The organism is Halomonas denitrificans (assembly GCF_003056305.1).
Classification (GTDB): domain Bacteria; phylum Pseudomonadota; class Gammaproteobacteria; order Pseudomonadales; family Halomonadaceae; genus Halomonas; species Halomonas denitrificans.
This window is the reverse complement of sequence record NZ_PYVX01000004.1, coordinates 194332-217482: the sequence shown is the minus strand read 5'-3', so window position 1 is coordinate 217482 and position 23151 is coordinate 194332. Positions and strand designations below refer to the sequence as shown.

The following is a 23151-nucleotide window of genomic DNA, read 5'->3' as shown; positions in this document are numbered from 1 at the left end:
AATGAAAGCCCCCCGCCGGTCTCCCGGCGGGGGGCTCGATCAGGCGAGGCCTGGGGTGGGGCGATTACATCATGCCGCCCATGCCACCCATGCCGCCCATGCCGCCCATGTCGGCGCCACCGGCGTCCTTCTCGTCCGGATCGTCGGCGATCATGCACTCGGTGGTGATCATGAGGCCGGCGACGGAGCCAGCGGACTGCAGCGCGGAGCGGGTGACCTTGGCCGGGTCCAGCACGCCCATCTCGAACAGGTCGCCGAACTCGCCGGTCTGGGCATTGTAGCCGAAGTTGCCCTCACCGTCCTTGACGCGGTTCAGGATGACGGAGGCCTCCTGGCCGGCGTTGGTGACGATCTGGCGCAGCGGGGCTTCCATGGCGCGCACGGCGATGGCGATGCCGTGGGTCTGGTCCTCGTTATCGCCCTTGAGGCCGGCGACCTTGGTCAGCACGCGTACCAGGGCGGTACCGCCCCCGGGCACCACGCCTTCCTCGACGGCGGCGCGGGTGGAGTGCAGGGCGTCCTCGACGCGGGCCTTCTTCTCCTTCATCTCGACTTCGGTGGCCGCACCGACGCGGATGACGGCGACACCGCCGGCCAGCTTGGCGACGCGCTCCTGGAGCTTCTCGCGATCGTAGTCGGAGGAGGTCTCCTCGATCTGGGCGCGGATCTGGCTGACGCGGGCCTCGATGTCGTTATCGTTGCCGGCGCCATCGATAAGGGTGGTGTTCTCCTTGGACATGGTCACGCGCTTGGCGGTGCCCAGGTGGTCCAGGGTGGCCTGCTCGAGGTCCAGACCCACTTCCTCGGAGATCACGGTGCCACCGGTGAGGATGGCGATGTCCTGCAGCATGGCCTTGCGACGGTCACCGAAGCCCGGCGCCTTGGCGGCCGCGACCTTGACGATACCGCGCATGGTGTTGACCACCAGGGTGGCCAGCGCCTCGCCTTCGATGTCCTCGGCGATGATCACCAGCGGCTTGCCGGCCTTGGCCACGGCCTCGAGGGTCGGCAGCAGCTCGCGGATGTTGGAGATCTTCTTGTCCACCAGCAGGATGTACGGATCTTCCAGCTCGACCGCCATGGTGTCCTGGTTGGTCACGAAGTACGGCGACAGGTAGCCGCGGTCGAACTGCATGCCTTCCACGACGTCCAGCTCGTCCTCGAAGCCACGACCTTCGTCGACGGTGATGACGCCTTCCTTGCCGACCTTCTCCATCGCCTCGGCGATGATCTCACCGATACGCTTGTCGCCGTTGGCGGAGATGGTGCCGACCTGGGCGATGGCGTTGGAGTCGGTGCAGGGCACGGACAGGGCCTCAACTTCCTTGACCGCAGCGATGACGGCCTGGTCGATGCCGCGCTTGAGGTCCATCGGGTTCATGCCGGCGATCACGCCCTTCAGGCCCTCGGTCACGATGGACTGAGCCAGCACGGTGGCGGTGGTGGTGCCGTCACCGGCGACGTCGGAGGTCTTGGACGCGACTTCCTTGACCATCTGCGCGCCCATGTTCTCGAACTTGTCCTTGAGCTCGATCTCCTTGGCCACGGAGACGCCGTCCTTGGTCACGGTCGGCGCGCCGAAGGACTTCTCGATCACCACGTTGCGGCCCTTCGGCCCCAGGGTGACCTTGACCGCATTGGCCAGGGTGTCGACGCCTTTCGCCATGCGAGTGCGGGCATCACTGGAGAACTTGACTTGTTTCGCTGCCATTTTCGTATGCTTCCTGTGAGTTCTTGAACGTCAGTATCGAGCGATTGCTAGCGGGTCGCGGCTCAGCCTTCGACGACGGCCAGGATGTCGGACTCGCTCATGATCAGCACTTCTTCGCCGTCGATCTTCTGCTTCTCGACGCCGAAGCCATCCTTGAAGATCACGGTGTCGCCGACCTTGACGTCGAGCGGGCGCACGTCGCCGCTGTCCAGAATCCGGCCGTTACCGACGGCGAGGACCTCGCCACGAGTCGGCTTTTCCTGGGCGCTGCCCGGGAGCACGATGCCGCCTGCAGTCTTCTGCTCTTCTTCAACGCGACGGATGACGACGCGATCGTGCAAGGGACGGATGTTCATTGCTCACGTTCTCCTGATGGTTTGCTGTGCCGGCAATCATTGTCCGGCGGTTTTCATCATCAACCCGCAGCCGGGCTGCGGGGTGGAGGCGGTTATCGCCTTCCTTGTCGATGGCCCGAGGAAGATCCGCGGACCGAATCCCGATGCTGTCGGATAGGTGGGGCTCTGCCGGGCGCTTTCAAGGGCTGCCGTGAAAATTTTTTGCCCCGATCAGCGCCGCTCGTCCCGGGAGATGAACTCCCCCTCCAGCGGACGGTCGCCGCCGGCCTCGCCTGAATCGCCATGGTGCTCGGTCGGGCCGTCCCCGTGCGGGCTCGCCTGCTGCCAGTCGGCATCGCGGCCCTGGCGCGGCCGGTAGGTCTCGGCGCGAACGTGCAGCCCCTGCATGCGCACGCCCAGCCAGGTGAGCGACCGGGCCAGCAGGCGCCGGGCATTGGGGATCAGGCACATGAAGCCCAGGGCGTCGGAGAGGAAGCCCGGCGCCATCAGCAGGGCGCCGCCGAAGATCAGCGCCGCCCCGGTCAGAAGCTCCCCCGAGGGGATCTCCCCCTGGTGCATGCGCTCCTGGGCGCGGGCGAAGGTGGCCACGCCCTCGCGGCGGATCAGGTGCAGGCCGATGAAGCCGGTCGCCAGGACGAGCCCCAGGGTGGTGAGAAGGCCGATCTGGCTGCCCACCGAGAAGAGGATGACGAAGTCGAGCAGGGCGAAGAGGGTAAAGACGAGAAGAAAGGGCATGATGGCTCCGCGAATGGCAGTTGCGCTGGTGATGGGGGCAGCAGGCCATATTTCAAGACGGCCGGGAAGGAGGAGAGCGGCGTGGAATATCGTTCCAGGTTTCGCTAGAGTGGCGCAGATCGCAAGGTCATAAGGTTATACGTGTCGGCTCGGCGCACCGTCAGGACCGGCCCGTGCCTGCGACCTCGCGAGTCCCCCGTCTCCTGGAGAAGCGCACATGACACTCGACACTTCCGTTATCGCCATCACCGGTGGCGCTCGCGGCCTGGGCCTGGCCATGGCACGCCGACTGGGCCGCCAGGGGGCACGCCTGGCCCTGATGGATCGCGACCCCGACGCCTTGGACGAGGCGGTCTCCTGCCTGCACGCCGAGGGGATCGAATCGCGGGGCTTCATCGTCGATGTCGCCGACGAGGCCTCGGTGCAGCAGGCCTTCGGCGATATCCGCGCGTCGCTGGGGCCGATCCACGGCCTCGTGAACAATGCCGGCATCGTCAGGGACGGGCTGCTGGTCAAGGCGAAGGACGGCAAGGTGGAGAAGACGCTGCCCCTCGAGCAGTGGCAGCAGGTGATCGACGTCAACCTCACCGGCGTCTTCCTGTGCGGCCGTGAGGCGGCCACCCAGATGATCGAGGCGGGACACCAGGGCGTGATCGTCAATATCTCGAGCATCTCCCGGGCCGGTAACATGGGGCAGAGCAACTACGCCGCGGCCAAGGCCGGCGTGGTGGCGTTGACCACCACCTGGGCGGGGGAGCTCGCCCGTTACGGCATTCGCGTGGGCGCCGTGGCGCCGGGCTTCATCGAGACCGACATGACCGCCTCGATGCGCGAGGACATGCTCGAGAAGCTGACCTCGGGGGTGCCGCTGCGGCGGCTCGGCCAGCCCGAGGACATCGCCGAGAGCGTGGCCTTCATCATGACCAACGCCTACTTCACCGGGCGGGTGATCGAGTGCGACGGCGGGCTGCGGCTCTAGGGCGCATCCCTCCTGCCTCCTGCGTGGCGGGGCCTTGACGACGACGCGACGCCGACCGCTTGCCGGCCGGCGTCGCGGGGGAGGGCGGTTCCGGCCCTCTTCCCGATGGCGTCGATCAGAACGTGACCTGGTCGGCCAGTCCCTCCACCGTGACCTCGCCGATGCCGCTGACCCGGGTCAGATCCTCGGCGCTTTCGTAGGGGCCGTTGGCCTCGCGGTCCTCGACGATGGCGGCGGCCTTGCTCGGGCCGATGCCGGGGAGTTCGGCCAGCAGCTCCGCATTGGCGGTATTGATATCGATCGGTGACATCTCCTGGGCCAGGGCCTGGCTGGCAACGAGCGGGGCGAGGCCCAGCAGCATCGTCAGCAGCAGGCACGACAGGCGGGTCTTGAAGGCGTGGGTCATGGTGGCTCTCCTTGAGTCCGAGGGGGCGAGCCGGCGCCCTGGTGCACCGACCCGCCTCCTTCAAGCTAGCGCGCCCGTCGCTGGAACCTCGTCAGCGATTGCGGCGGCGTGGCGTCAGCCATCATGGAGGCGCGGCCGGCGTCTTTGCCCCTGCGGCGTAGGCCATCACTGATATACTGGGGCGATTCCCACACCCAGCCAGGAGCCCGACCGTGTCCACCGCTTCTCCCCTGATCATCGCCCTCGACTATGCCTCCCTGGACGCCGCGCTGTGCATGGCCGACCGCCTCGATCCCTCCCGCTGCCGGGTCAAGGTGGGCAAGGAGCTGTTCACCCGTAGCGGCCCGGACATCCTCGAGGCGCTGCACGGGCGCGGGTTCGAGGTGTTCCTGGATCTCAAGTTCCACGACATTCCCAACACCGTGGCCGGGGCGGTCCAGGCGGCGGCCGAGCAGGGCGTCTGGATGGTCAACGTGCATGCCGGCGGGGGGCGGCGGATGATGGAGGCCGCTCGGGAGCGGCTGGATCGCCATGGCCTCGCGACCCACCTGATCGCGGTGACGGTGCTGACCAGCATGGAGGCCGAGGACCTGGCCGAGGTGGGGGTCTCGGTCTCGCCCGCCGACCAGGTCGAGCGCCTGGCCGTGCTGGCCCGCGACAGCGGCATGGATGGCGTGGTCTGTTCGGCCCGGGAGGCGAGCCGCCTGACCACGCTGTGCGGAGATGACTTCCTCAAGGTGACGCCCGGCATCCGGCCGAGCTTCGCCGTGGCGGGCGACCAGCGTCGCGTCATGGCCCCGGCCGAGGCCATGGCCGCCGGCAGTACCCATCTGGTGGTGGGCCGGCCCGTGACCCAGGCGGAGGATCCCATGGCCGCGCTGGCGGCGATCGAGGCGGAGCTGGCCGCCGGCTGAGACCGACCTAGCCCTCGTCGGGCGCGTCGATCGGCTGCATGGTGCCCCAGTTGCGACAGCGGGGGCACTGCCAGTGCAGGGTCTCGGTGGCGAAACCGCAGCGCCGGCAGCGATGTCGAGGGCGGGCGCGCACCAGTGTCAGGGTGTGGCGCTCGAGCAGGTCGATACGTTCGTCCGCCTCCCGGCCGTGGCGCCGGGAGAGCGACAGCAGCTGGTGAATCGCCTCCAGGCTCGGCCGCCGCTCGAGCTGCTCGCGGATCAGGTCGAGGGCGTCCTGCTCCCGCCCCTGATGGTGGAGCGTCTCGGCCAGCAGGCTGATCACGGCCGTGGAGGGCGCCTGCTCTAGGAGCTCGCGCAGGCAGCGGATCAGTCCCTCCTCGTCGTCCAGCAGCCGATAGGCGTGGGCGAGGGGCTCGAGCATGAGTGGCGTGTAGGTCGCGTCCTGCTCGGGTATCCGCTTCAGTAGCTTGATGGCCTGCTTGTAGTGGCCCGTGTCGTGGGCCATGGCGGCCAGCAGCAGGTTGGCGCGCACGCAGCGCGCGTCGGTGGCCAGGGCCTGGCGCAGGTGGCGCCGAGCCAGCACGGGACTTGCCGAGTGGCGCTCCTCCTCGGCCAGCTCGCAGAGCCAGTGGGCCGCGGCGCGGCGGATGTCGTCGTGCTGGCGCACCATCTTGGGCAGTGCCACGTCCAGTGCTGCCTGCCACTCCCGCTCGCGCTCGAGCAGGTCGATCAGCAGCCGCCGGGCCGAGCCGCGCAGCTCGTCGTCGTGGGCGTCGCGGACCAGTCCCTCCAGCAGGCGCTCGGCGCGATCGAGCAGGCCGAGGGCCAGGAAGTCGCGGGAGAGTTCGAGCTGCACCCGCTCGCTCTGGTCGGCGGTCAGCGTCGGCCGGGCCAGCAGGTTCTGATGGATCTTCAGCGCCCGGTCGGCCTCGCTGCGATTGCGAAAGAGGTTGCCCAGGGCGAGGTGGGTCTCGACGGTGTCACTGTTGACCTCCAGCGCCCCGATGAAGGTCTCGATGGCCTGGTCCTGCTGATCGTTGAGCAGGTAGTTGAGGCCGACGAAGTAGTCGCGCGCCAGGGCCGGCGGCGCGGGGCTGGTGCCGCGATGCCGACGCTCCCGTCGGCCCAGCCACCAGCCGGTGGCGATCGCCACCACCAGCAGGGCCAGCAGGAGAACATCGGGCATCTAGGGGAGTTCCTTCATCTCCTGGACGCGCAGGCGGTCGAGCTCCTTGCGCTGCTGCTGGTTGTGGCGCTGGGCGCGAGTCAGCAGGGTGCGCAGGCGCAGGTAGACGCCGCTCATGGCGAGCATGCCGAGCAGCACGCCCACGGTCAGCGAGGCCAGCAGCCAGACGGAGAGCGAGACGGCGGGCAGCTCGATCCAGATCAGGTTCAGGGGCAGGGTCTGCTGGTTGTTGACGGCGAAGAGGATGCCGATCAGCAGCACCGCCAGCAGGATGATGGCCAGGATCAGGCCTTTGAGCCAACGCATGTGCAATGTTCCCGTGTCGGTTGAAGGAGGGACGGCGATCGTCGGACGCCGTTCAGTAGCCGAGTGCGCGGCTGGCATCCACCTGTTCGCGCAGCTCCTTGCCGGGCTTGAAGTGTGGCACGAACTTGCCGTCGAGTGCGACCGGTTCCCCCGTCTTGGGGTTTCGGCCCACCCGGGGCTCGCGGTAGTGCAGCGAGAAGCTGCCGAAGCCGCGGATCTCCACCCGTCCTCCCTCGGCCAGGGTGTCGGTTATGTCATCGAGGATCAGGCGTACCGCTGCCTCGACCTCCTTCACCGACAGCTCCGGCTGTCGCATGGCGATCTGCTCGATCAGTTCGGACTTGGTCATCGACTCGTCTCCGTGCGGTCCTGCCTGGGTCGGCGTGATCCCGGCGTTGTTGTTTTTCCAAAGCATACTGGGCAAATCTCGAGAAAACAACGCACTACGACCTTTTGTCGAACCCTGGGACGCCGTGGTCGGAGGCGGGCTGCCGCCGGGCTGGGGGCTCGGGTATACTGCCCCCACATCCAACCGACAGAACGAGGCCGACCTTGAACGACGATTCGTCTCCGGAAGCCGCCCTGCGCAAACGTCTCTACTGGCACTCGCGTCGCGGCATGTGGGAGCTGGACCTGCTGCTGATTCCCTTCCTCGAGCAGCGCTACGGCGATCTGGACGAGGCGGACCAGGCGGCGTTCAGGGCCCTGATCGACGAGGAGGATCAGGACCTGTTCCTCTGGCTGATGCGCCGCGAATGGCCGGAGGATCCGACGCGACGCCGCATCGTCAAGCTGATCGTCGAGCATGCCGAGAGCACCGACAACGATCACTATCGCAACCTCTAGGATCGCGCTGGCGGCCCAGGGGGCGCTGGCCGTCTCGGTCGCGGGGCTGGTCATCGCCGTGGCCGCCCCCTGGGCAGGCGCCCTGGCGGTGCTCCTGCTGGCCGGGGCGATAGCCTTTACGGTGCGGGGCCGCCGGACGGGTCAGCTGCGGCTCACGCCGACGGCGAGCGGGGAGACCGCCTTCGCCTGGCGCGATCACGGCGGCGAGGCGTGGCGGCCGGTCGGCCTGCGCTGCGACTACCTCGGGCCCTGGCTGATCGGGCTGCGGATCGACGGGCGCCGCCTGTGGCTGTGGCCGGACAGCAGCGACGGCGACGCCCTTCGCCGGCTGCGCCGAGCGCTCTTGCCGCTGCCCTGAGCGGGGCGCGAGGCGGCTTTCCTCTTTAGTTCTTTCCTCTTAACTGCCCGCGGCGGGTGAGCTCAGTGCGGGTCGAGGTCCGCCAGGCGGATGCGCGAGGGGTGCGGGTCGGCGTCGGCGTGGACCGCACAGCCGGGGTTGAAGTGCAGGCCGCGGGACTCGCGCCGCGCCCGCGCCGAGGCCACGGTGAGGCGCGCCAGGCGCAGGGCATGCCAGAGGTTCGACAGCGCCACCGACGGGGCGGCCTCCTGTACGCGCAGGGCCAGGTCACGGTGCAGCTGGGAAAGCTCCCGGGCGGCCTCGTCGAGGCCCTGGTCGGTGCGCACGATCGCCACCCGGGCGCTCATCAGCTGGCGCATCGCCTCGCGGATCACGGCGAGGGTCCCCGGGGCCTCGATGCGTTCGCCGAAGCGCGCCGGCAGCAGGTCGGCGGTCGAGCCGGCCTCGGCTTCACGCAGGCGCCGGGCACAGCTGCGCGCATACACCAGGCACTCGAGCAGCGAATTGCTGGCCATGCGGTTGGCGCCGTGCAGGCCGGTGCAGGCGACCTCGCCGATGGCGTAGAGGCGCGGCACCGTGGTGGCGCCCTCGAGGTCGGTGATCACGCCGCCGCAGCTGTAGTGGGCGGCCGGGACCACCGGGATCGGCTGGCGGGCGATGTCCAGCCCGCGCCCCGCGCAGTGGGCGTGGATGGTCGGGAAGTGCTGGCGGATGGCTGCCTCGCCGAGGTGGCGGATATCCAGGAAGACGTGATCGGTGTTCGTGCGCTGCATCTCGGCATCGATGGCGCGGGCGACCACGTCCCGGGGCGCCAGCTCGGCGCGGGGGTCGATCCCCGGCATGAAGCGCTCGCCGTCGGCATTGAGCAGCTGGCCGCCCTCGCCGCGCACCGCCTCGCTGATCAGGAAGGCCGGGCCGTCGGGGTCGAAGAGGCAGGTCGGGTGGAACTGCTGGAACTCCAGGTTCATCAGCTCGGCGCCGAGCTCGGCGGCCATCATCATCCCCTCGCCGCTGGCCGGCTGGGGGCTGGTGGTGTGGCGGTAGAGGCCGCTGGCGCCGCCGGTGGCGAGCACGGTATCGGCGGCGAGCAAGTCGTGCACCCGGCCGTCGGCGTCGAGGCAGCGGGCGCCCCGGCAGTGGCCCTCGGCGTCACCGATCAGGCCGATCGCGGTGAGATCGCCGCGCAGCGTGATGCGGGGGTGGGCATCCACGTGCCGGCGCAGGGTCTCGACCACGGCGCGGCCGGTGGCGTCATCGGCATGGATGATGCGCCGGGCGCCGTGGCCCCCCTCGCGGGTCAGGTGGTAGGGGTAGCCGGCGTCGGGGCTGGCGTCCGGCGTGAAGGGCACGCCCAGCGACAGCAGCCACTCGATGGCGGCCGGGCCCTGCTCGACGGTGAAGCGGACCGCGGCCTCGTCGCACAGGCCATCGCCGGCCACCAGGGTGTCGGCGACGTGGGCCTCGATGTCGTCCTGGGGCGAGAGCACGGCGGCGATGCCTCCCTGGGCCCAGTGGCTGGCGCCCTGGTCGTCGCTGGCCGGTCGCAGCAGCGTGACCCGGCGATGGTCCGCCGCCTCGAGGGCCAGCACCAGTCCGGCGACGCCGCCGCCGATGACCAGTACGTCATGCTTGCCGTCCGTCATCTGCCTTTCCTTCTCGCGTGGTGGTCCACGGCGGCCGAGCGGGCGTCGGTGAGGCCGTGATGGGGAGCGCGGCGACGCAGGCGCCGGCTGGGCAGGCGATCCAGGTCGCCCAGGTGCCGGGTCAGGTCGTCGGTGAGCCGTGCCAGCTCTCGATTGAGCCACAGGTAGCCGCCGGGACTGAAGAGCCGCCTGCCGTCGCTGGCCCGGGCGTTGGCGGCCAGCTCGGCATGCCGCTCGAGGGCGAAGGGGGTGATGGTGACATCGACCGGCCGGCCGGTACGCACCTGGAAGGCCAGGGTGCCGATGCCGCGGGCCAGGGTGTGCTGCTGTTCGCGCAGCCCCACCATGGCCTCGATCTGTTCGTGACCGTCGCGGCTGTTCCAGTGGGTCTCCAGCAGCAGCTCGATGGTGGAGAGCATGCGCCGCTGCAGCGAGATGATGTCGTCGAGCTCGCGGCGGGTCAGGCGGCGCTCGCGGTGGATGGCATCCACCAGGCCGCGCTGCTTGACCAGCAGGCTGCTGGTGGCCTTGAGCAGCTCGCGGGCGTCGAGGTCGTGGGCGGCCGTGGCGGTGGTGTGGGCATGGTAGAGGCGGGCCATGCGGTCGAGGTTGTCGGCGAGCATGAAGCGCAGCATGTCGGTGGCCTTCTGGGGCAGCACCAGTACGGTGACGGCGATGCCCACGAGGGTGCCGAGCAGGACGTCGAAGGCGCGCCACAGCGCGATGTCGAGCTCCGCCTGGCCGCCGCCGATCACCAGCAGCAGGCTGATGGCGAACATCAGGCCGCTGTAGCCGTGCCGATTGCCAAAGGTCAGCCAGGTGGCGACGGCGATGCCGGCGAGGGCGCCGAGGGGCACCAGGTAGGGCCAGGGCAGCGGGAGCATGATCAGCAGCAGGCCGACACTGGCACCGAGCACGGTGCCGAGCAGCCGCTGTCGCCCCTTGTCGAGCACGCCGCCGATATGCGGGAGGTTGCCCATCACCATGATGGTGCTGACCAGGGCCCAGCCGCTGTGCTGGATGGCGAACGCTTCGATGAGGGTGAAGGTGACGCAGAGGGCCAGCACGATGCGCAAGACATAGAGTTTGCGTCGATGCTGATAGTTGAAGTAGGGGTCGCGCAGGCGCGGCAGGATCATGAGATGGCGTCCCGTTGACGGGTCACGCCCGACGCTTGCCGGAGGGTGCTAGTGAGCTGGTGCCCGGAGCCGGGCTCGAACCGGCACGGTGTTTCCACCGAGGGATTTTAAGTCCCTTGCGTCTACCAATTTCGCCATCCGGGCGGCTCGGTCACGAGCGGGCAACCAGGGAATAGTGGAGGCTGGAGTCGGAATCGAACCGGCGTACACGGAGTTGCAGTCCGCTGCATAACCACTCTGCCATCCAGCCTCATGAGTCGTGCCATTCGTGGGGAATGGAGCGGGAAACGAGATTCGAACTCGCGACCCTCGCCTTGGCAAGGCGATGCTCTACCACTGAGCTATTCCCGCCTGACTCGAGTGCGTATTATACGGATAAGTCGGTGACTGTCAAACGCTTTTCAATCGTTCCTGCTCTATCGCCTCAGCGCATGGAGCTGCTGAGGTGCGGCCAGGCCGCGCGCAGGTAGAGGATCATCGACCACAGGGTGAGCAGGGCGGCCACGTGCAGGGTGACCACGCCGAGCATGGCGATGGGCGTGCCGGGAGCGAACGCCAGCAGCACCAGCAGGGCGGTCATCTGCAGGGTGGTCTTGACCTTGCCGATCCAGGAGACGGCCACCTGGCCGCGCTTGCCCATCTCGGCCATCCACTCGCGCAGCGCGGAGATGACGATCTCGCGGCCGATGATCACCAGCGCCGGCAGGGTCAGCCAGATGGCGTCGTAGCGCTCGATCAGCAGCGCCAGGGCCACCGCGACCATCAGCTTGTCGGCCACCGGGTCGAGGAAGGCGCCGAAGGGCGTGGACTGGTCCCAGCGCCGGGCCAGGTAGCCGTCGAGCCAGTCGGTCACGGCGGCCAGGGCGAACAGCGCGGCGGCCAGCGGCATGCTCCAGGAGAAGGGCAGGTAGAACAGCACCACCAGCAGCGGGATGAAGACGATTCTGGCCAGGGTGAGCAGGTTGGGTATGTTCATCGGGAGATGCGGTCCTTGCCTTGGGGTGCCGGGAAAGTCCCTCATTCTATCCGCCCGCGCCCGGGTCATCCATGCAGGGCGCGATGAATCGTCTCGGCCAGGGTCGCGCTGATGCCGGGAACCCGGGCCAGCTCCTCGCGATTGGCCTGCTTGACGCCGTGCAGGCCGCCGAAGAAGCGCAGCAGCTCGCGGCGCCGGCGCGGGCCGACCCCGGGGATGTCCTGCAGGGTCGAGGTGCGCCGGGTCTTGTCGCGCCGCGCCCGGTGGCCGGCGATGGCGAAGCGGTGGGACTCGTCGCGGATGTGCTGGATCAGGTGCAGGGCGGGCGAGGCGCCATCGAGGTCCAGGCTGCGATCGACGGTCTCGACGAACAGCGTCTCCAGGCCCGCCTTGCGGGTGGTGCCCTTGGCCACGCCGAGCAGGGTGACGCCGGTGACGCCGAGCTCAGCGAAGACCTCGCGGGCCATGTTGAGCTGGCCCTTGCCGCCATCGACGATCAGGATGTCCGGCCGCTCGCCCTGGCCGTCGGCCAGGCGCCGGAAGCGCCGCGTCAGCGCCTGGCGCATGGCGGCGTAGTCGTCGCCGGCGGCCACGCCCTCGATGTTGAAGCGCCGGTAGTCGGACTTGCGCGGCCCGCCCTCGTCGAACACCACGCAGGAGGCCACGGTGGCCTCCCCGTGGCTGTGGCTGATGTCGAAGCATTCCAGCCGCCGCGGGACATGCTCGAGTTGCAGGGCCTCGCGCAGGGCCTCGAAGCGCTTCGCCAGCTGGTTCTGGCTGGCCAGCTGGCTGGCGAGCTGCTGCTCGGCGTTGGTGCGGGCCAGCTCCCGCCACTGGGCGCGATGGCCGCGCACCTGGTCGGTCACCCGGATGCGCTTGCCGGCGCGCTCGCCGAGCGCGCGGGCGATCAGCTCGGCCTCCGGGACCGGGTGGCTGGTGATCACCTCGGCGGGGATCTCCCGCGCCTGGCCCAGGTAGAACTGGCTGAGGAAGTCGCTGAGCAGCGCCTCGGGTCCCAGGTCGAGCCCGTTGGCCGGGGCGTGGTGGCGCGCCCCCAGCAGGCGGCCCTGGCGCACCGTGAGCACCGAGATGCACAGCGCACCGGGGCGGCTCGCCAGCGCGAAGACGTCGGCGTCGCCCTGGCCGGTGTCGACGAACTGGCGCTGCTGCAGCTGGCGCAGATCCTGGACCTGGTCGCGCAGCCGGGCGGCCTCCTCGAAGTCCAGCCGGGCGCTGGCGGCCTCCATGGCCTCGGTCAGCTCCCGGGTCACCGCCTCGCTCTTGCCCTCCAGGCACATCACCGCATGCTCCAGGTCGCGGCGGTAGTCCGCCTCGCTGATGAAGTCGACGCAGGGCGCGCTGCAGCGCTGGATCTGGTACTGCAGGCAGGGGCGGGTGCGATGGGCGAAGACGCTGTCCTCGCAGTTGCGGATGCGAAAGATCTTCTGCATCAGCGACAGGCTCTCGCGCACGGCGCCGCTGCTGGGGTAGGGGCCGAGGTAGCGGCCGTCGTCCCGTCGCACCCGGGCGCGCTTGTACTCCAGCGCGGGGAAGGGGTGGCGGTCGGTAACGAAGACGAAGGGGTAGGACTTGTCGTCGCGCAGCAGGATGTTGTAGGGCGGGCGCAGCTCCTTGATCAGCGTCTGCTCGAGGATCAGCGCCTCGGTCTCGCTGTTGGTCACCGTGACCTGGATGTCGGCGATGCGGCCCACCAGCGCCTGGGTCTTGGCGTTGTGCGCGCCGCGGAAGTAGCTCGCCAGGCGCGCCCGCAGCCGCCGGGCCTTGCCCACGTAGAGGGTCTCGCCCTGCTCGTCGAGCATGCGATAGACCCCGGGGGACTGGCTGACGTTGGCGAGGAAGTCGCGGGAATCGAAGCTCATGATCGCGGCGTGCCGGTAGAGGAAAATCAGACCTGATTCTACCAGAGTCGACCGCGTATCCAGGACTCAGTCGGCGTCGCTGAAGCCGTCGACCAGGCCATGGCGCAGGCCGAGGTGGGTCAGCTCGACGTCGGAGGCGACGCCGAGCTTCTCGAAGATCCGGTAGCGATAGGTGTTGATGGTCTTGGGGCTGAGGAACATGCGCTCGGCGATATCGGTCACGCGCTGGCAGTTGACCACCATCATGGCCACCTGGAGTTCGCGCTGGGAGAGCTGGTCGAAGGGGTTGTCCGGCGCGTCGATGCGCGACAGCACCAGCCGCTGGGCGATCTCCGGGCTGACATAGCGCTTGCCGTCGAACACGCAGTGGATGGCCTCGACCATCTCGTCCTGCTGGCAGCCCTTGCTGATGAAGCCGTGGGCGCCGGCCTCCAGCAGTCGCTGGGCGAAGGCCTCCTCGATGAAGGCCGTCAGCACCAGGATGCGGATATCGCTGGCGAAGCGCTGGATCTTGCGGGTCGCCTCCAGGCCGCCGATGCCGGGCATGCGGATGTCCATCAGCACGACGTCCGGCTCGAGCGTGCGCGCCTGGGTGATCGCCTCCTCGCCATTGGCCGCTTCGCCGACCACGCGGATTCCGCGCTCGGCATTCAACAGGTGGACGATGCTGGTCCGTACCAGGTGGTGGTCATCGGCGACGAGAACCCTGATCACGCGGACGCTCCTGAAACGTGGTGGATGAGAGTCGGCGCGAGGCGAGTGCGCGAGCAGTGCGTTCGCATACCGGCCGGACGGCGCCAAGAATGTCACATTATGTGTCTAAGTGAAATTGGCACAAGGGCGAAGGGTCGAAATCACGATCAAGGCTTGACGGGGCAGAAGGAACACCGTAATATTCGCCTCGTTCTCGCAAGGCGGGAACGACGTGGGGCCTTAGCTCAGCTGGGAGAGCGCAACACTGGCAGTGTTGAGGTCAGCGGTTCGATCCCGCTAGGCTCCACCAACAAGACATCCCGAATCAGCCGCTTAGCGTACACCGCTAGGCGGCTTTTTCGTGCGCGGGTGAAACGCCGACCGCCCGGCGCGACACCGCCGCTGTCGCCTCGCCGAGCCGCATCGCGCCCGGCGGCGGCCCCCTCCCGCGTCCGACCTCCCGGGTCGCCTCGGCCGTCATCGTGCCTGCCTTCCTCGCCGATAGGCGCTACAGTAGGGGCGCTATGGACCGGCCGTGGAGAGATCGCCGTGGAGTTTCGCTTTCAGCGTCGCATTCGTCTGGCCCCCGGGGTGCGCCTGCCCACCACGCGCCTGCGTCCCGGGCTCTCCCTGGGGCCGCCCGGTATCAGCCTGCTGGTCGAGCGGGGGGACGCGGACGCGCCGCTGCCCGTGGACCTGGAGATCACCGCCAGCGGCGAGATTCGCTACCGGCATGCCGACGGCACGCGCATGACCGCGGCCGAGGCCCGGGAGGTACGGCGCCGCGCCGAGACGGCGCTGCGCGAGGCCCTCGGCGCGCACTGCGAGGAACTCAATGCGCAGCTTGACCGACTCGGTCGCCTGCACGAGCAGACCCCGGCCCCGAGCGCCACCGGCTATCAGCCACGCAGCTACCCCGAACCGCCCCCGGCGCCGGAAGCCGAGCCGAGTCTCGCCTGGTGGCAGAGCCTCTGGGCGCCGGCCCGGCGTCGGCACGAACGCGAGAGCGCCCGGCGCCAGGCCCAGCACGCCCAGGCCTATCGCGCCTGGGAGTGGCGCAAGGCCGAGTTTGACGCCCGGGAGTTCCAGCGCCAGCAGCGCGAGGAGGAGGCGAGCTGGGACGACCCCGAGGCCATGCAGCAGACGCTGGTCGAGCGTCTCGAGGAGCTCGACTGGCCGCGCGAGACGCTGCTCGACTTCGAGCTGGTCGATGATTGCCGCACCCTCGCCGTGGACATCGACCTGCCGGGCCCGGAGGAGATGCCCGATCGCCGCTGGCGCATGCCGGCCAAGCGCATCAAGCTCTCGCCGCACCGACTCACGGTCACGGGGCAGCGCCGGCTCTACCGGGACTACCTGCATGGCGTGGCCGTGCGGGTGCTCGGGGCCGCCTTCACGCGCCTGCCGCGCCTCGAGCTGGCGATCGTCTCCGGCTATCGGTGCCTTGCCGACCCGGCCACCGAGGGCGCCGAGCGGTGCTACCTGTTCAGCGTCAAGGTGACCCGCGCGCAGTGGCAGGCGCTCGCCTTCGAGGAGCTGGCAGGCCTCGATCCGGGCGAGATCCTGGCGGGCTTTGCCCTGCGCCGCGAGATGACGCGCGGCGGCGAGCTCTCAAGCATCACCCCCTTCGCACCCGACTGGCGCTGGCGCTAGGTCGCCCTCGCGGAGACGCCCGGGCCTTTCGCCCCGGACGATCCCTGCTAGCTTGACGTCAGGGACGTCACGACAGGGGGAGACGGTGATGGACGACGCCTTCGAGCTTGGCGACGCGCTGGGGCCCGAGAAGGTGCTTTACCTGCGGGACCCGAGCGTCGGGCTCCGGGCGATCCTGGTGATCGACAACCTGGCGGCCGGGCCGGCCATCGGCGGCACGCGCATGGCGCCCGACGTGAGCCTCGCGGAGTGCGCACGGCTGGCGCGTGCCATGACGCTCAAGAATGCTGCGGCCGCGCTGCCGCACGGCGGGGCCAAGGCGGTGATCGTCGCCGACCCGGGCATGGCGCTCGGCGACAAGGAGCGGCTGGTGCGGGCCTACGCCCACGCCCTGAAGGACGTGCGGGACTACATCCCGGGGCCGGACATGGGCACCGACGAGACCGCCATGGCCTGGGTGCACGACCGGATCGGCCGTGCCGTGGGGCTGCCCCGGGAGATCGGCGGCATACCCCTGGACGAGATCGGGGCCACCGGCTTCGGGCTGGCCGTCGCCCTGGAGGCCGCCGAGCCCTTCGGGGCACTCCCGATCGCCGGCGCCCGGGTCGCCCTGCAGGGCTTCGGGGCGGTGGGCATGCACGGCGCGCGTCACCTGGCCGAGCGGGGAGGGCGGATCGTGGCGGTCTCGGACTCCGCCGGCTGCCTGCTTCGTCCCGAGGGCCTGGATGTGACGGCGCTGATCGACTGGAAGCGCCAGGGACGCTCGGTGGCGGACTTTCCGGGCGGGGAGGCGAGGCCGCGTGACGCCATCATCGAGGTCGACTGCGACATCTGGATTCCCGCGGCGCGGCCCGACGTCATCCACGAGGGCAACGTCGAGCGCCTGCGGGCCCGCGTCGTGGTGGAGGGGGCCAACATCCCGCTGACCGAGGGCGCCGAGCGGCGGCTGGCCGAACGCGGCGTGCTGGTGCTGCCGGACTTCATCGTCAATGCCGGCGGGGTGATCTGCGCGGCGGTCGAGTACCGGGGCGGACGCGAGGGCGAGGCCCTGGCGGCCATCGACGAGAAGCTCCGGGCCAACGTCGCGGCGGTGCTGGGGCGTGCCGAGCAGGATGGGGTGCGGCCCCGCGAGGCCGCCGAGGCGCTGGCCAGGGAGCGGGTGCTGGCCGCCATGCGCTATCGGCGGACCTTTTGAGGGCGCCGCCTGCCGGACCGGCAGGCGGCGGGGCACGCGGCGCTCAGTCGGCCGCGTTTCGGCCCGCGGTCAGCATATGGTGCAGGCCTGCGCACTCCACCAGCGGGTCCGTGCAGTTCACCACGATATCGGAGTGCGCGAGGACATAGCTCTTGCCGGTGATGGCGTTCTCCACCACCGTCAGCGGGCCCTCCTGGCGGGTGCCGGTGAATTCGCCGATGAAGCCGGTCTCGCGCAGCGAGATGGTCTCCAGGCGATCGCCCGGCTTGAGGCGCCCCTCGTGATGCATCAGCGCCAGGCGCGCCGAGGTGCCGGTGCCGGTGGTGCTGCGACAGATCACGCCGGGGTGCACGTAGGTGGTCGAGCGGGAGCGGTAGTAGCCGTCGGCGACCTGCTCGACCGGCCCCATGAAGTGCAGGAAGGGCAGGGGGCCCACGTCGCCCAGGGTGTAGTGGGAGAAGCCGCGTTCGGCCTGGAGCGCCTCGACGATCCGGTGGGCGCAGTCGGCCAGCGCCCGCTCCTCCTCGCGCGTAAGCGAGAAGCCGAGCTCGGCGGCGTCCACCAGGGCATAGAAGCCGCCACTGTAGGCCACGCTGTAGGTCACCTCGCCGAGCCCGGGCACGTGGAGGCTGGCGCGATGGGTGTCGATGTAGCTCGGCAGCCCCGCGCAGGTGATCGCCTCCACCACCCCGTTCTCGACCAGCGCCTCGATCTGCACCAGACCCGCCGGCGACTCGAGGGCGAACTGCTGACGCCCCTCCCGCTTGGGCACGAGGCCAGCCTCCAGCACCGCCGTGGCGGTGCAGATGGTATTGGAGCCGGAATAGATCGGATAGCCCATCACCTCCATGATGATGTAGCCCGCCACGGCCCTGGGGTCGCTCGGGGGGACGATGAGGTCCACCGACATCTCCGGGATGCCGTAGGGCTCTTCCAGCAGCAGCCGTCGCAGGCCGTCGGCGTCGTCGCGCAGATAGTGCATCTGGTCGCGCACGGTGGCGCCCGGCAACGGGTCGATGCCGCCGAGCACGATGCGGCTCACGTCGCCGCCGGCATGAGTGTCCATCAGCCGGATCTTCAATGCTGCCTTGCTCATGACGTTCCCTCGAGCGCGAAGGGCGCGCCGTGCTCGTCCCATTCGCCATCGGGGACGATCACGATCTTGCCCAGGTAGTTGCTGCCACGGTTGACGAAGTAGCGCTCCGCCTCGTGCAGCTCAGAAAGCTTGAAGGCCGCGTGCAGCACCGGCTTGAGCCGGCCGTCGCGGATCCAGGCCATCAGCTGCTCGGCCTCCTCGCGGGTGCCGTGGGAGACGCCGAAGATCTGCACCTGATAGAGGTAGATGCGCGTCCACATCAGCTCGCTTAAGTTGCCGCCGCTGGCGCCGGCGATGGCCAGGCGCGGGTAGGTCGAGCGCCTGGCCATGTCGACGATCATGGTGTCGATGAAGCGGTCGGTCATCTCGCCGCCCACCAGGTCCATCACCGCATCGATGGGGGCGCCGTCGGTGGCCTCGAGCACGCGATCGACGAAGCTTGGCAGGTCGCCGCGGTCGATCACCGCCTCGGCACCGAGCGAGCGCAGGGCGTCGGCCTTGTCGAGGCGGCTCACCGCGTAGGGGATGGCGCCGACGATCCGACACAGCTGGATCAGCGCCGTGCCCACGCCGCCGCTGGCGCCGGTGACCAGCACCCGCTCGCCGGCGGCGACCCGGGCCGAGGTCATCATGTGGTAGGCGGTCTGGTAGGAGCACATCCCCATGGACGCCAGCTCGGCATCGGCGAGTTCGGGATTGGGGAGGTGGTGGAACTGGTCCGCCGGCACGGCGATGTACTCGGCGAAGCCGCCGTCGGCGCCGTGGCCGTAGTAGTCCGGCACTAGGTTGAGGTCGCGGCGCGCGTCGGGGTAGAGGTTGAAGTCGAGCAGGCCTCGCTCGCCGAGGCGCGAGGCCGGGACGCCCTCGCCCGCGGCGACCACGCGCCCGGCGACGTCGGCGCCCTGGATGCGCGGGAAGGTCAGGGTGGGCGAGCCGCCCATGGCGAAGGAGGTCACCTCGCCCTTCTCCTTGGTGGGGTAGAGGCCCTCGCGTGCCTTGCGGTCGGTGTTGTTCTTGGCCGTCGCCGTGACCTTGACCAGCACCTCGCCGGGTCCCGGCTGCGGGGTCGGCACATCGTCGCGGTAGACCAGCATGTCGACATCACCATGCCCGGTCAGCAGCATGGCTGCCATGGTCTCGGGAACGCGTTCGCGGCTCACGGGGAGTCTCCTCTCGTCGGTGTCGAGTCGCCCCGACGATAGCAGACTTCCCCGACCCGGCGTCATCCCTTTCGGTGCCGTGCGGGTCGGGAATCGCGAGGGGTCACACGCCGCTGTGCCAGAACGGCTGGCCGAGGGTAGGCGTGCTGGGGCTCGCGGTCTGGCGCTGCTGCATCAGCCCGGCACGGTACGCCTTGCGCCCGGCGACGATCGCCTCGGCGAAGGCCTCGGCCATCAGCGGCGGCCGATGGGCCTTGGCCACGGCGGTGTTGAGCAGCACACCGTCGAAGCCCATCTCCATGGCCTCGGCGGCCTGGGAGGGGGCGCCGAGGCCGGCGTCGATGATCAGCGGTACGTCGAGGCGCTGGCGCAGGGTCTCGAGGGCATAGCGGTTCATCAGGCCGCGGCCAGTGCCGATGGGCGCGCCCCAGGGCATCAGCGCCTGGCAGCCCGCCTCGCGCAGGCGCTGGCAGAGCACCAGGTCGTCGGTGCAGTAGGGCAGCACCTTGAAGCCGTCGTCGATCAGCGTCCGGCAGGCCTCCAGGAGGCCGAAGGGGTCCGGCTGGAGGTTGTAGTCGTCGCCGATCACCTCGACCTTGATCCAGGGCGTGTCGAACATCTCCCGGGACATCTGGGCCAGGGTGATGGCCTCTCGGGCCGAGCGGCAGCCGGCGGTGTTGGGCAGCAGCCGGCAGCCGCTGTCGCGCAGGATCTGCCAGAAGGCATCGCCGTCGCCCTCGGCGGGGTTCTGGCGGCGCAGTCCCAGGGTCACCATGTCGCAGCCGGCGGCCTTGATGGAGGCCTCCATCACCGCCGGCGACGAGTAGAGGGCCGTGCCCAGCAGGAAGCGGCTGGAGAAGCTCTCGCCGTAGAGGGTCAGGGTATCGTCGTGCAGTGCGCTCATCAGCCGCCTCCCACCGGGGCCACGATGTCGATGCGGTCGCGGTCCTCGAGGACCCGCTCGGCGTAGGCGGAGCGGGGCACGAACTCGCCGTTGATCGCCACGGCGACGCGTCGCTCGGCGTAGTGCCAGGCCTCGAGGGCATCCGCCAGCGCCGTGTCGGCCGGCAGGCGGGCGGTCTGGTCGTTGAGGCTCAGGGTGATCTCGGTCATGCAGCACTCTCCTGGGGCGGATGTCCGGTGAGGGTCTCGGCGAAGGGCTGCTCGCCCCGGCCGCGGATGCCGGCCAGCAGGTGGCAGGCCACCGCCGGGGCCAGCAGGTAGCCGTGGCGGAACAGGCCGTTGGCGGTGATCAGGCCGTCGCGCTCGGTGACATGGGGCAGGTTGTCCCGGAAGGCGGGGCGCAGGTTGACCCCCTGCTCCAGGATGCGCGCCTCGGCGAAGGCCGGCGACAGGGTGTAGAGGGCGCTGCCGAGTTCCAGCGAGGACTGCAGCGAGACGGGGGAGCGGTCCTCGCTCTCGATCTGGGTGGCCCCGATGACGAAGCGCTGGTCGGGCTTGGGCACCACGTAGAGCTGGTAGCGGGGATGCATCAGGCGCACCGGGCGCGAGAGGTGGATCTCCGCGGTTTGCACGTGCAGGGTCTCGCCGCGCACGCCGCGCAGGCTGGGGTGGTGCTGGCGGGCGCCGGTGCCGCGGCAGTCGACGACCAGATCGAAGGCGCGTCGGCCGTCGCGGGTCTCGATCTCGCCGGGGAAGGTGTCCACCGGGCAGTGGGCGTGACAGCTCCCGCCCAGGCGGCGGATCTCGGCCAGCAGGCGCGCGAGCAGCTCGCGGTTGTCCAGGTGCGCCTCGTCCGGCAGGTAGAGGCCCTGGCGAAAGCTCGCCGCCAGGTCGGGCTCCAGGCGATGGATCTCGGCGTCGTCGAGCGTCTGGCAGGGCGGCTCGTCGTCGAGGACGTGGGCGAGGTCGCGGCGGAACTGGGTGAGCTCGCCCATGTCCTGGGCGTGGGCCACCATCAGGCTGCCCTGATGATGCCACAGGCCGCTGGCATCGAGGGCGTCGAGCCAGCGCGGCCACTGGGCCAGGGCGAAGCGGCCCATCTCGAAGACGCTGCGCTCGGAGACCGCGGTCTCGCACAGCGGGGCGACCATGCCGGCCGCCGTCCAGGCGGCGGCCTCGGGGTGCTCCAGGTCGCCGGCGTCATATAGGGTGACGGCATGGCCGTCGCGCAGGAGCTGCCAGGCGACCAGGCGACCCAGCAGGCCGGCGCCGGCCACGGCGATGGTGCGTTCGGTGGGGTGTGTCATGGCGTTGTTCATCCAGCAGAAGACGTGGAGGAACAGGCTGGATGACGACAGGGGGCTGCTAGGCGAGACGACAGCTTGTTCCCTCCGCAGGCATCAACCTGATCAGGTTCAACGGGTTCGGCCGTACCGATCTCAGCCCCCGTGCACGTCTCCATGAGCGTACCGGGGCTCCCCGACAAGTCGTCACAACGTAACCAAAAATGCCCGGGCGCGCAATCGAGGGCGCGTCCGGGCATCGTCTTCGTTCAGGCTCTGCGCCTCGGGCCCTCGAGCGGGGCCGGCGCCGGGCTCAGGCGCAGTCGGCGGCCCCTTCGCCGAACATGTCGAACAGGAGCTCGCGGCCGAGGCCGGTGAGCACCAGGCGCTGCTGGTCGTTCCAGGTGGCGGCCTGGCTGTTCTCGAGGATCTTCTGGCAGGGGGCCCAGTCGCTGGTGGCCGATCCCAGGGCCTTGAGGGCCTGGCGATCGAGCCCGCGATGGCTGACGGTCACCGTCTCGAGCACATGGCCGTGACGATAGAGCATGGTCGCCATGTGGGAGAGGCACTGGCGCAGGCTGCGCTGCATGCCGCTGTGGCTGGGAGTTGAATGGTTCATGCTGCCGCATCTCCTGGGCGGGATTGCTGCGGCGCATTATACATGCGACGAAGGTCGATGTCATACCAAGGTATAAGGCGACTCCCGTCGCGTCCCCGTCAGCCCTCCACGTGACCCAGCAGCAGGAACTCGAGCAGCGCCTTCTGGGCGTGCAGGCGGTTGCCCGCCTCCTGCCAGACCACGGCGCGGGGGTCGTCGAGCAGGGTCTCGCTGATTTCCTCGCCGCGATGGGCGGGCAGGCAGTGCAGGAAGAGCGCGTCCTCCCGGGCGCCATCGAGCAGCGCCTCGGTGACCTGCAGGCCGGCGAAGTCCGCCTCGCGCTTGGCCTGCTCCTCCTCCTGGCCCATGGAGGCCCAGACGTCGGTGGTGACCAGGTCGGCCTGGGCGACGGCCTCCCTGGGGTCGCGCACGATGCTGACCCGCTCGCCGGCGGCCTCGAGGATGTCCTGGCGCGGCTCGTAGCCCTCGGGGCAGCAGATGCGCAGCCGGAAGTCGAACTGGCGGGCGGCGTTGATCCAGGAGTGGCACATGTTGTTGCCGTCGCCGATCCACACCGCGGTGCGATCCTTGACGCTGCCGCGCAGCTCGGTCCAGGTCATCACGTCGGCGAGCAGCTGGCAGGGGTGGTAGTCGTCGGTCAGGGCGTTGATCACCGGCACGGCGCTGGCCGCGGCGAACTCCTCCAGGCCCTGGTGGGCGAAGGTGCGGATCATCACCGCGTCGACCATCTCCGAGAGCACCCGGGCGGTGTCGCCGATCGGTTCGCCGCGGCCGAGCTGGGTGTCACGAGACGACAGGAAGAGCGCATGGCCGCCGAACTGCGCCATGGCGGTCTCGAAGGAGACCCGGGTGCGCGTCGAGGACTTCTCGAAGATCATCGCCAGGGTGCGGTTGGCGAACGGGGTGTAGGTGGGCCCGTGGGTCTTCAGGCCGTTCTTGATCGAGATGGCGCGCTGAATCAGGTAGCGCAGCTCCTCGGGACTGAGATCGAGCAGGGTGAGGAAATGGCGGGTGGCCATGAGGTCGCTCCACGGGAAAAAACGACCATCCTAGCCAGCCCACGGGGGATGCGCAACGCGCCCGGCATCAGTAGAATGGCTTGTATCCACAAGGC

The 23151-nt window shown here is 69.6% G+C and carries 25 protein-coding genes, 4 tRNA genes and 1 riboswitch; of the genes, 7 read left to right on the top strand and 22 right to left on the bottom strand.

The genetic code is table 11. The features are described 5' to 3' along the window. Positions 1-64 precede the first annotated feature (64 nt). The 3 genes from groL to C9F13_RS12680 form a co-directional block, all read right to left on the bottom strand. Positions 65-1711 carry a chaperonin GroEL gene (gene groL, locus C9F13_RS12690; RefSeq protein ID WP_108446630.1) on the bottom strand — a complete coding sequence of 549 codons (1647 nt, stop codon included), beginning with the start codon at positions 1709-1711 and terminating at the stop codon, positions 65-67. A gap of 62 nt (positions 1712-1773) precedes the next feature. Beyond that, the gene (locus C9F13_RS12685; RefSeq protein ID WP_035595572.1) at positions 1774-2067 is read right to left on the bottom strand and encodes a co-chaperone GroES; all 294 of its coding nucleotides are present in this window, start codon (positions 2065-2067) and stop codon (positions 1774-1776) included. 210 nt (positions 2068-2277) lie between these two features. After that, the gene (locus tag C9F13_RS12680; protein WP_108446629.1) at positions 2278-2802 is read right to left on the bottom strand and encodes an FxsA family protein; all 525 of its coding nucleotides are present in this window, start codon (positions 2800-2802) and stop codon (positions 2278-2280) included. A 217-nt stretch (positions 2803-3019) separates the two neighbouring features. Here C9F13_RS12680 and C9F13_RS12675 point away from each other — a divergent pair, with 217 nt between their 5' ends. Next, positions 3020-3781, top strand: a complete 762-nt coding sequence (locus tag C9F13_RS12675) for an SDR family oxidoreductase (protein WP_108446628.1) — start codon at positions 3020-3022, stop codon at positions 3779-3781. A 115-nt stretch (positions 3782-3896) separates the two neighbouring features. Here the strand turns inward: C9F13_RS12675 and C9F13_RS12670 are convergent, their stop codons facing one another. Continuing rightward, positions 3897-4187, bottom strand: coding sequence for a ComEA family DNA-binding protein (locus tag C9F13_RS12670; protein WP_108446627.1), 291 nt, complete (start codon positions 4185-4187; stop codon positions 3897-3899). Between the two features lie 212 nt (positions 4188-4399). Here C9F13_RS12670 and pyrF point away from each other — a divergent pair, with 212 nt between their 5' ends. Beyond that, positions 4400-5101 (top strand): orotidine-5'-phosphate decarboxylase, encoded by a 702-nt coding sequence (pyrF, locus tag C9F13_RS12665; RefSeq protein ID WP_108446626.1) that lies wholly within the window; start codon positions 4400-4402, stop codon positions 5099-5101. A 7-nt stretch (positions 5102-5108) separates the two neighbouring features. Here pyrF and lapB read toward each other — a convergent pair whose 3' ends face one another. Genes lapB through C9F13_RS12650 form a run of 3 tightly spaced genes read right to left on the bottom strand, consistent with a single transcriptional unit; the run spans position 5109 to position 7008 of the window. Beyond that, a complete protein-coding gene (gene lapB / locus C9F13_RS12660) occupies positions 5109-6287 on the bottom strand; it encodes a lipopolysaccharide assembly protein LapB (RefSeq protein ID WP_108446625.1) in 1179 nt (392 codons plus the stop codon). Then, positions 6288-6593, bottom strand: coding sequence for a lipopolysaccharide assembly protein LapA domain-containing protein (locus C9F13_RS12655; protein WP_108446624.1), 306 nt, complete (start codon positions 6591-6593; stop codon positions 6288-6290). A gap of 52 nt (positions 6594-6645) precedes the next feature. Continuing rightward, positions 6646-7008 (bottom strand): integration host factor subunit beta, encoded by a 363-nt coding sequence (locus tag C9F13_RS12650; protein ID WP_275668753.1) that lies wholly within the window; start codon positions 7006-7008, stop codon positions 6646-6648. A 137-nt stretch (positions 7009-7145) separates the two neighbouring features. Between C9F13_RS12650 and C9F13_RS12645 the strand changes: the two genes are divergently transcribed. Next, a complete protein-coding gene (locus C9F13_RS12645) occupies positions 7146-7439 on the top strand; it encodes an FAD assembly factor SdhE (RefSeq protein ID WP_108446623.1) in 294 nt (97 codons plus the stop codon). After that, the gene (locus C9F13_RS12640) at positions 7399-7797 is read left to right on the top strand and encodes a hypothetical protein (RefSeq protein ID WP_157955198.1); all 399 of its coding nucleotides are present in this window, start codon (positions 7399-7401) and stop codon (positions 7795-7797) included. The genes C9F13_RS12645 and C9F13_RS12640 overlap by 41 nt, the downstream gene beginning before the upstream one ends. 62 nt (positions 7798-7859) lie before the next feature. Here the strand turns inward: C9F13_RS12640 and nadB are convergent, their stop codons facing one another. The 8 genes from nadB to uvrY form a co-directional block, all read right to left on the bottom strand. Next, a complete protein-coding gene (gene nadB, locus C9F13_RS12635) occupies positions 7860-9440 on the bottom strand; it encodes an L-aspartate oxidase (RefSeq protein ID WP_108446621.1) in 1581 nt (526 codons plus the stop codon). Then, positions 9437-10579 (bottom strand): FUSC family protein, encoded by a 1143-nt coding sequence (locus C9F13_RS12630; RefSeq protein ID WP_108446620.1) that lies wholly within the window; start codon positions 10577-10579, stop codon positions 9437-9439. Before C9F13_RS12630 ends, nadB begins: the two co-directional genes overlap by 4 nt. A gap of 57 nt (positions 10580-10636) precedes the next feature. Beyond that, positions 10637-10723, bottom strand: a tRNA-Leu gene (locus tag C9F13_RS12625). A gap of 32 nt (positions 10724-10755) precedes the next feature. Beyond that, a tRNA-Cys gene (locus C9F13_RS12620) sits at positions 10756-10829 on the bottom strand. 26 nt (positions 10830-10855) lie between these two features. After that, positions 10856-10930, bottom strand: a tRNA-Gly gene (locus C9F13_RS12615). 73 nt (positions 10931-11003) lie between these two features. Then, a complete protein-coding gene (gene pgsA / locus C9F13_RS12610) occupies positions 11004-11555 on the bottom strand; it encodes a CDP-diacylglycerol--glycerol-3-phosphate 3-phosphatidyltransferase (protein WP_108446619.1) in 552 nt (183 codons plus the stop codon). Positions 11556-11620: 65 nt separating this feature from the next. Next, complete coding sequence (gene uvrC / locus C9F13_RS12605) at positions 11621-13435, bottom strand: excinuclease ABC subunit UvrC (RefSeq protein WP_108446618.1); 1815 nt, start codon at positions 13433-13435, stop codon at positions 11621-11623. 66 nt (positions 13436-13501) lie between these two features. Beyond that, positions 13502-14149 carry a UvrY/SirA/GacA family response regulator transcription factor gene (gene uvrY / locus C9F13_RS12600; protein ID WP_108446617.1) on the bottom strand — a complete coding sequence of 216 codons (648 nt, stop codon included), beginning with the start codon at positions 14147-14149 and terminating at the stop codon, positions 13502-13504. Positions 14150-14362: 213 nt separating this feature from the next. Between uvrY and C9F13_RS12595 the strand changes: the two genes are divergently transcribed. From C9F13_RS12595 to C9F13_RS12585, 3 genes are all read left to right on the top strand, one after another. Beyond that, positions 14363-14438: transfer RNA gene (locus tag C9F13_RS12595), tRNA-Ala, on the top strand. A 239-nt stretch (positions 14439-14677) separates the two neighbouring features. Further along, positions 14678-15781 carry a DUF4236 domain-containing protein gene (locus C9F13_RS12590; RefSeq protein ID WP_108446616.1) on the top strand — a complete coding sequence of 368 codons (1104 nt, stop codon included), beginning with the start codon at positions 14678-14680 and terminating at the stop codon, positions 15779-15781. Between the two features lie 88 nt (positions 15782-15869). Continuing rightward, positions 15870-16976, top strand: coding sequence for a Glu/Leu/Phe/Val family dehydrogenase (locus C9F13_RS12585; RefSeq protein WP_108446615.1), 1107 nt, complete (start codon positions 15870-15872; stop codon positions 16974-16976). A 43-nt stretch (positions 16977-17019) separates the two neighbouring features. Here C9F13_RS12585 and C9F13_RS12580 read toward each other — a convergent pair whose 3' ends face one another. The 7 genes from C9F13_RS12580 to argF all read right to left on the bottom strand — a co-directional run bounded on the left by C9F13_RS12580 (position 17020) and on the right by argF (position 23056). Beyond that, complete coding sequence (locus C9F13_RS12580; protein WP_108446614.1) at positions 17020-18072, bottom strand: proline racemase family protein; 1053 nt, start codon at positions 18070-18072, stop codon at positions 17020-17022. Beyond that, a complete protein-coding gene (locus C9F13_RS12575) occupies positions 18069-19205 on the bottom strand; it encodes a zinc-binding dehydrogenase (RefSeq protein WP_108446758.1) in 1137 nt (378 codons plus the stop codon). Before C9F13_RS12575 ends, C9F13_RS12580 begins: the two co-directional genes overlap by 4 nt. A 130-nt stretch (positions 19206-19335) precedes the next feature. Beyond that, on the bottom strand, positions 19336-20136 hold the full coding sequence (locus C9F13_RS12570) for a thiazole synthase (protein ID WP_108446613.1): 801 nt from the start codon (positions 20134-20136) through the stop codon (positions 19336-19338). Further along, positions 20136-20345, bottom strand: coding sequence for a sulfur carrier protein ThiS (thiS, locus tag C9F13_RS12565; protein WP_108446612.1), 210 nt, complete (start codon positions 20343-20345; stop codon positions 20136-20138). Before thiS ends, C9F13_RS12570 begins: the two co-directional genes overlap by 1 nt. Then, a complete protein-coding gene (gene thiO / locus C9F13_RS12560) occupies positions 20342-21442 on the bottom strand; it encodes a glycine oxidase ThiO (protein ID WP_108446611.1) in 1101 nt (366 codons plus the stop codon). The genes thiS and thiO overlap by 4 nt, the downstream gene beginning before the upstream one ends. Positions 21443-21504: 62 nt before the next feature. Then, positions 21505-21627, bottom strand: a riboswitch (TPP riboswitch). A 104-nt stretch (positions 21628-21731) separates the two neighbouring features. After that, positions 21732-22037, bottom strand: coding sequence for a hypothetical protein (locus C9F13_RS12555; RefSeq protein WP_108446610.1), 306 nt, complete (start codon positions 22035-22037; stop codon positions 21732-21734). A 98-nt stretch (positions 22038-22135) separates the two neighbouring features. Continuing rightward, on the bottom strand, positions 22136-23056 hold the full coding sequence (gene argF, locus C9F13_RS12550; RefSeq protein ID WP_108446609.1) for an ornithine carbamoyltransferase: 921 nt from the start codon (positions 23054-23056) through the stop codon (positions 22136-22138). Between the last annotated feature and the right edge of the window lie 95 nt (positions 23057-23151).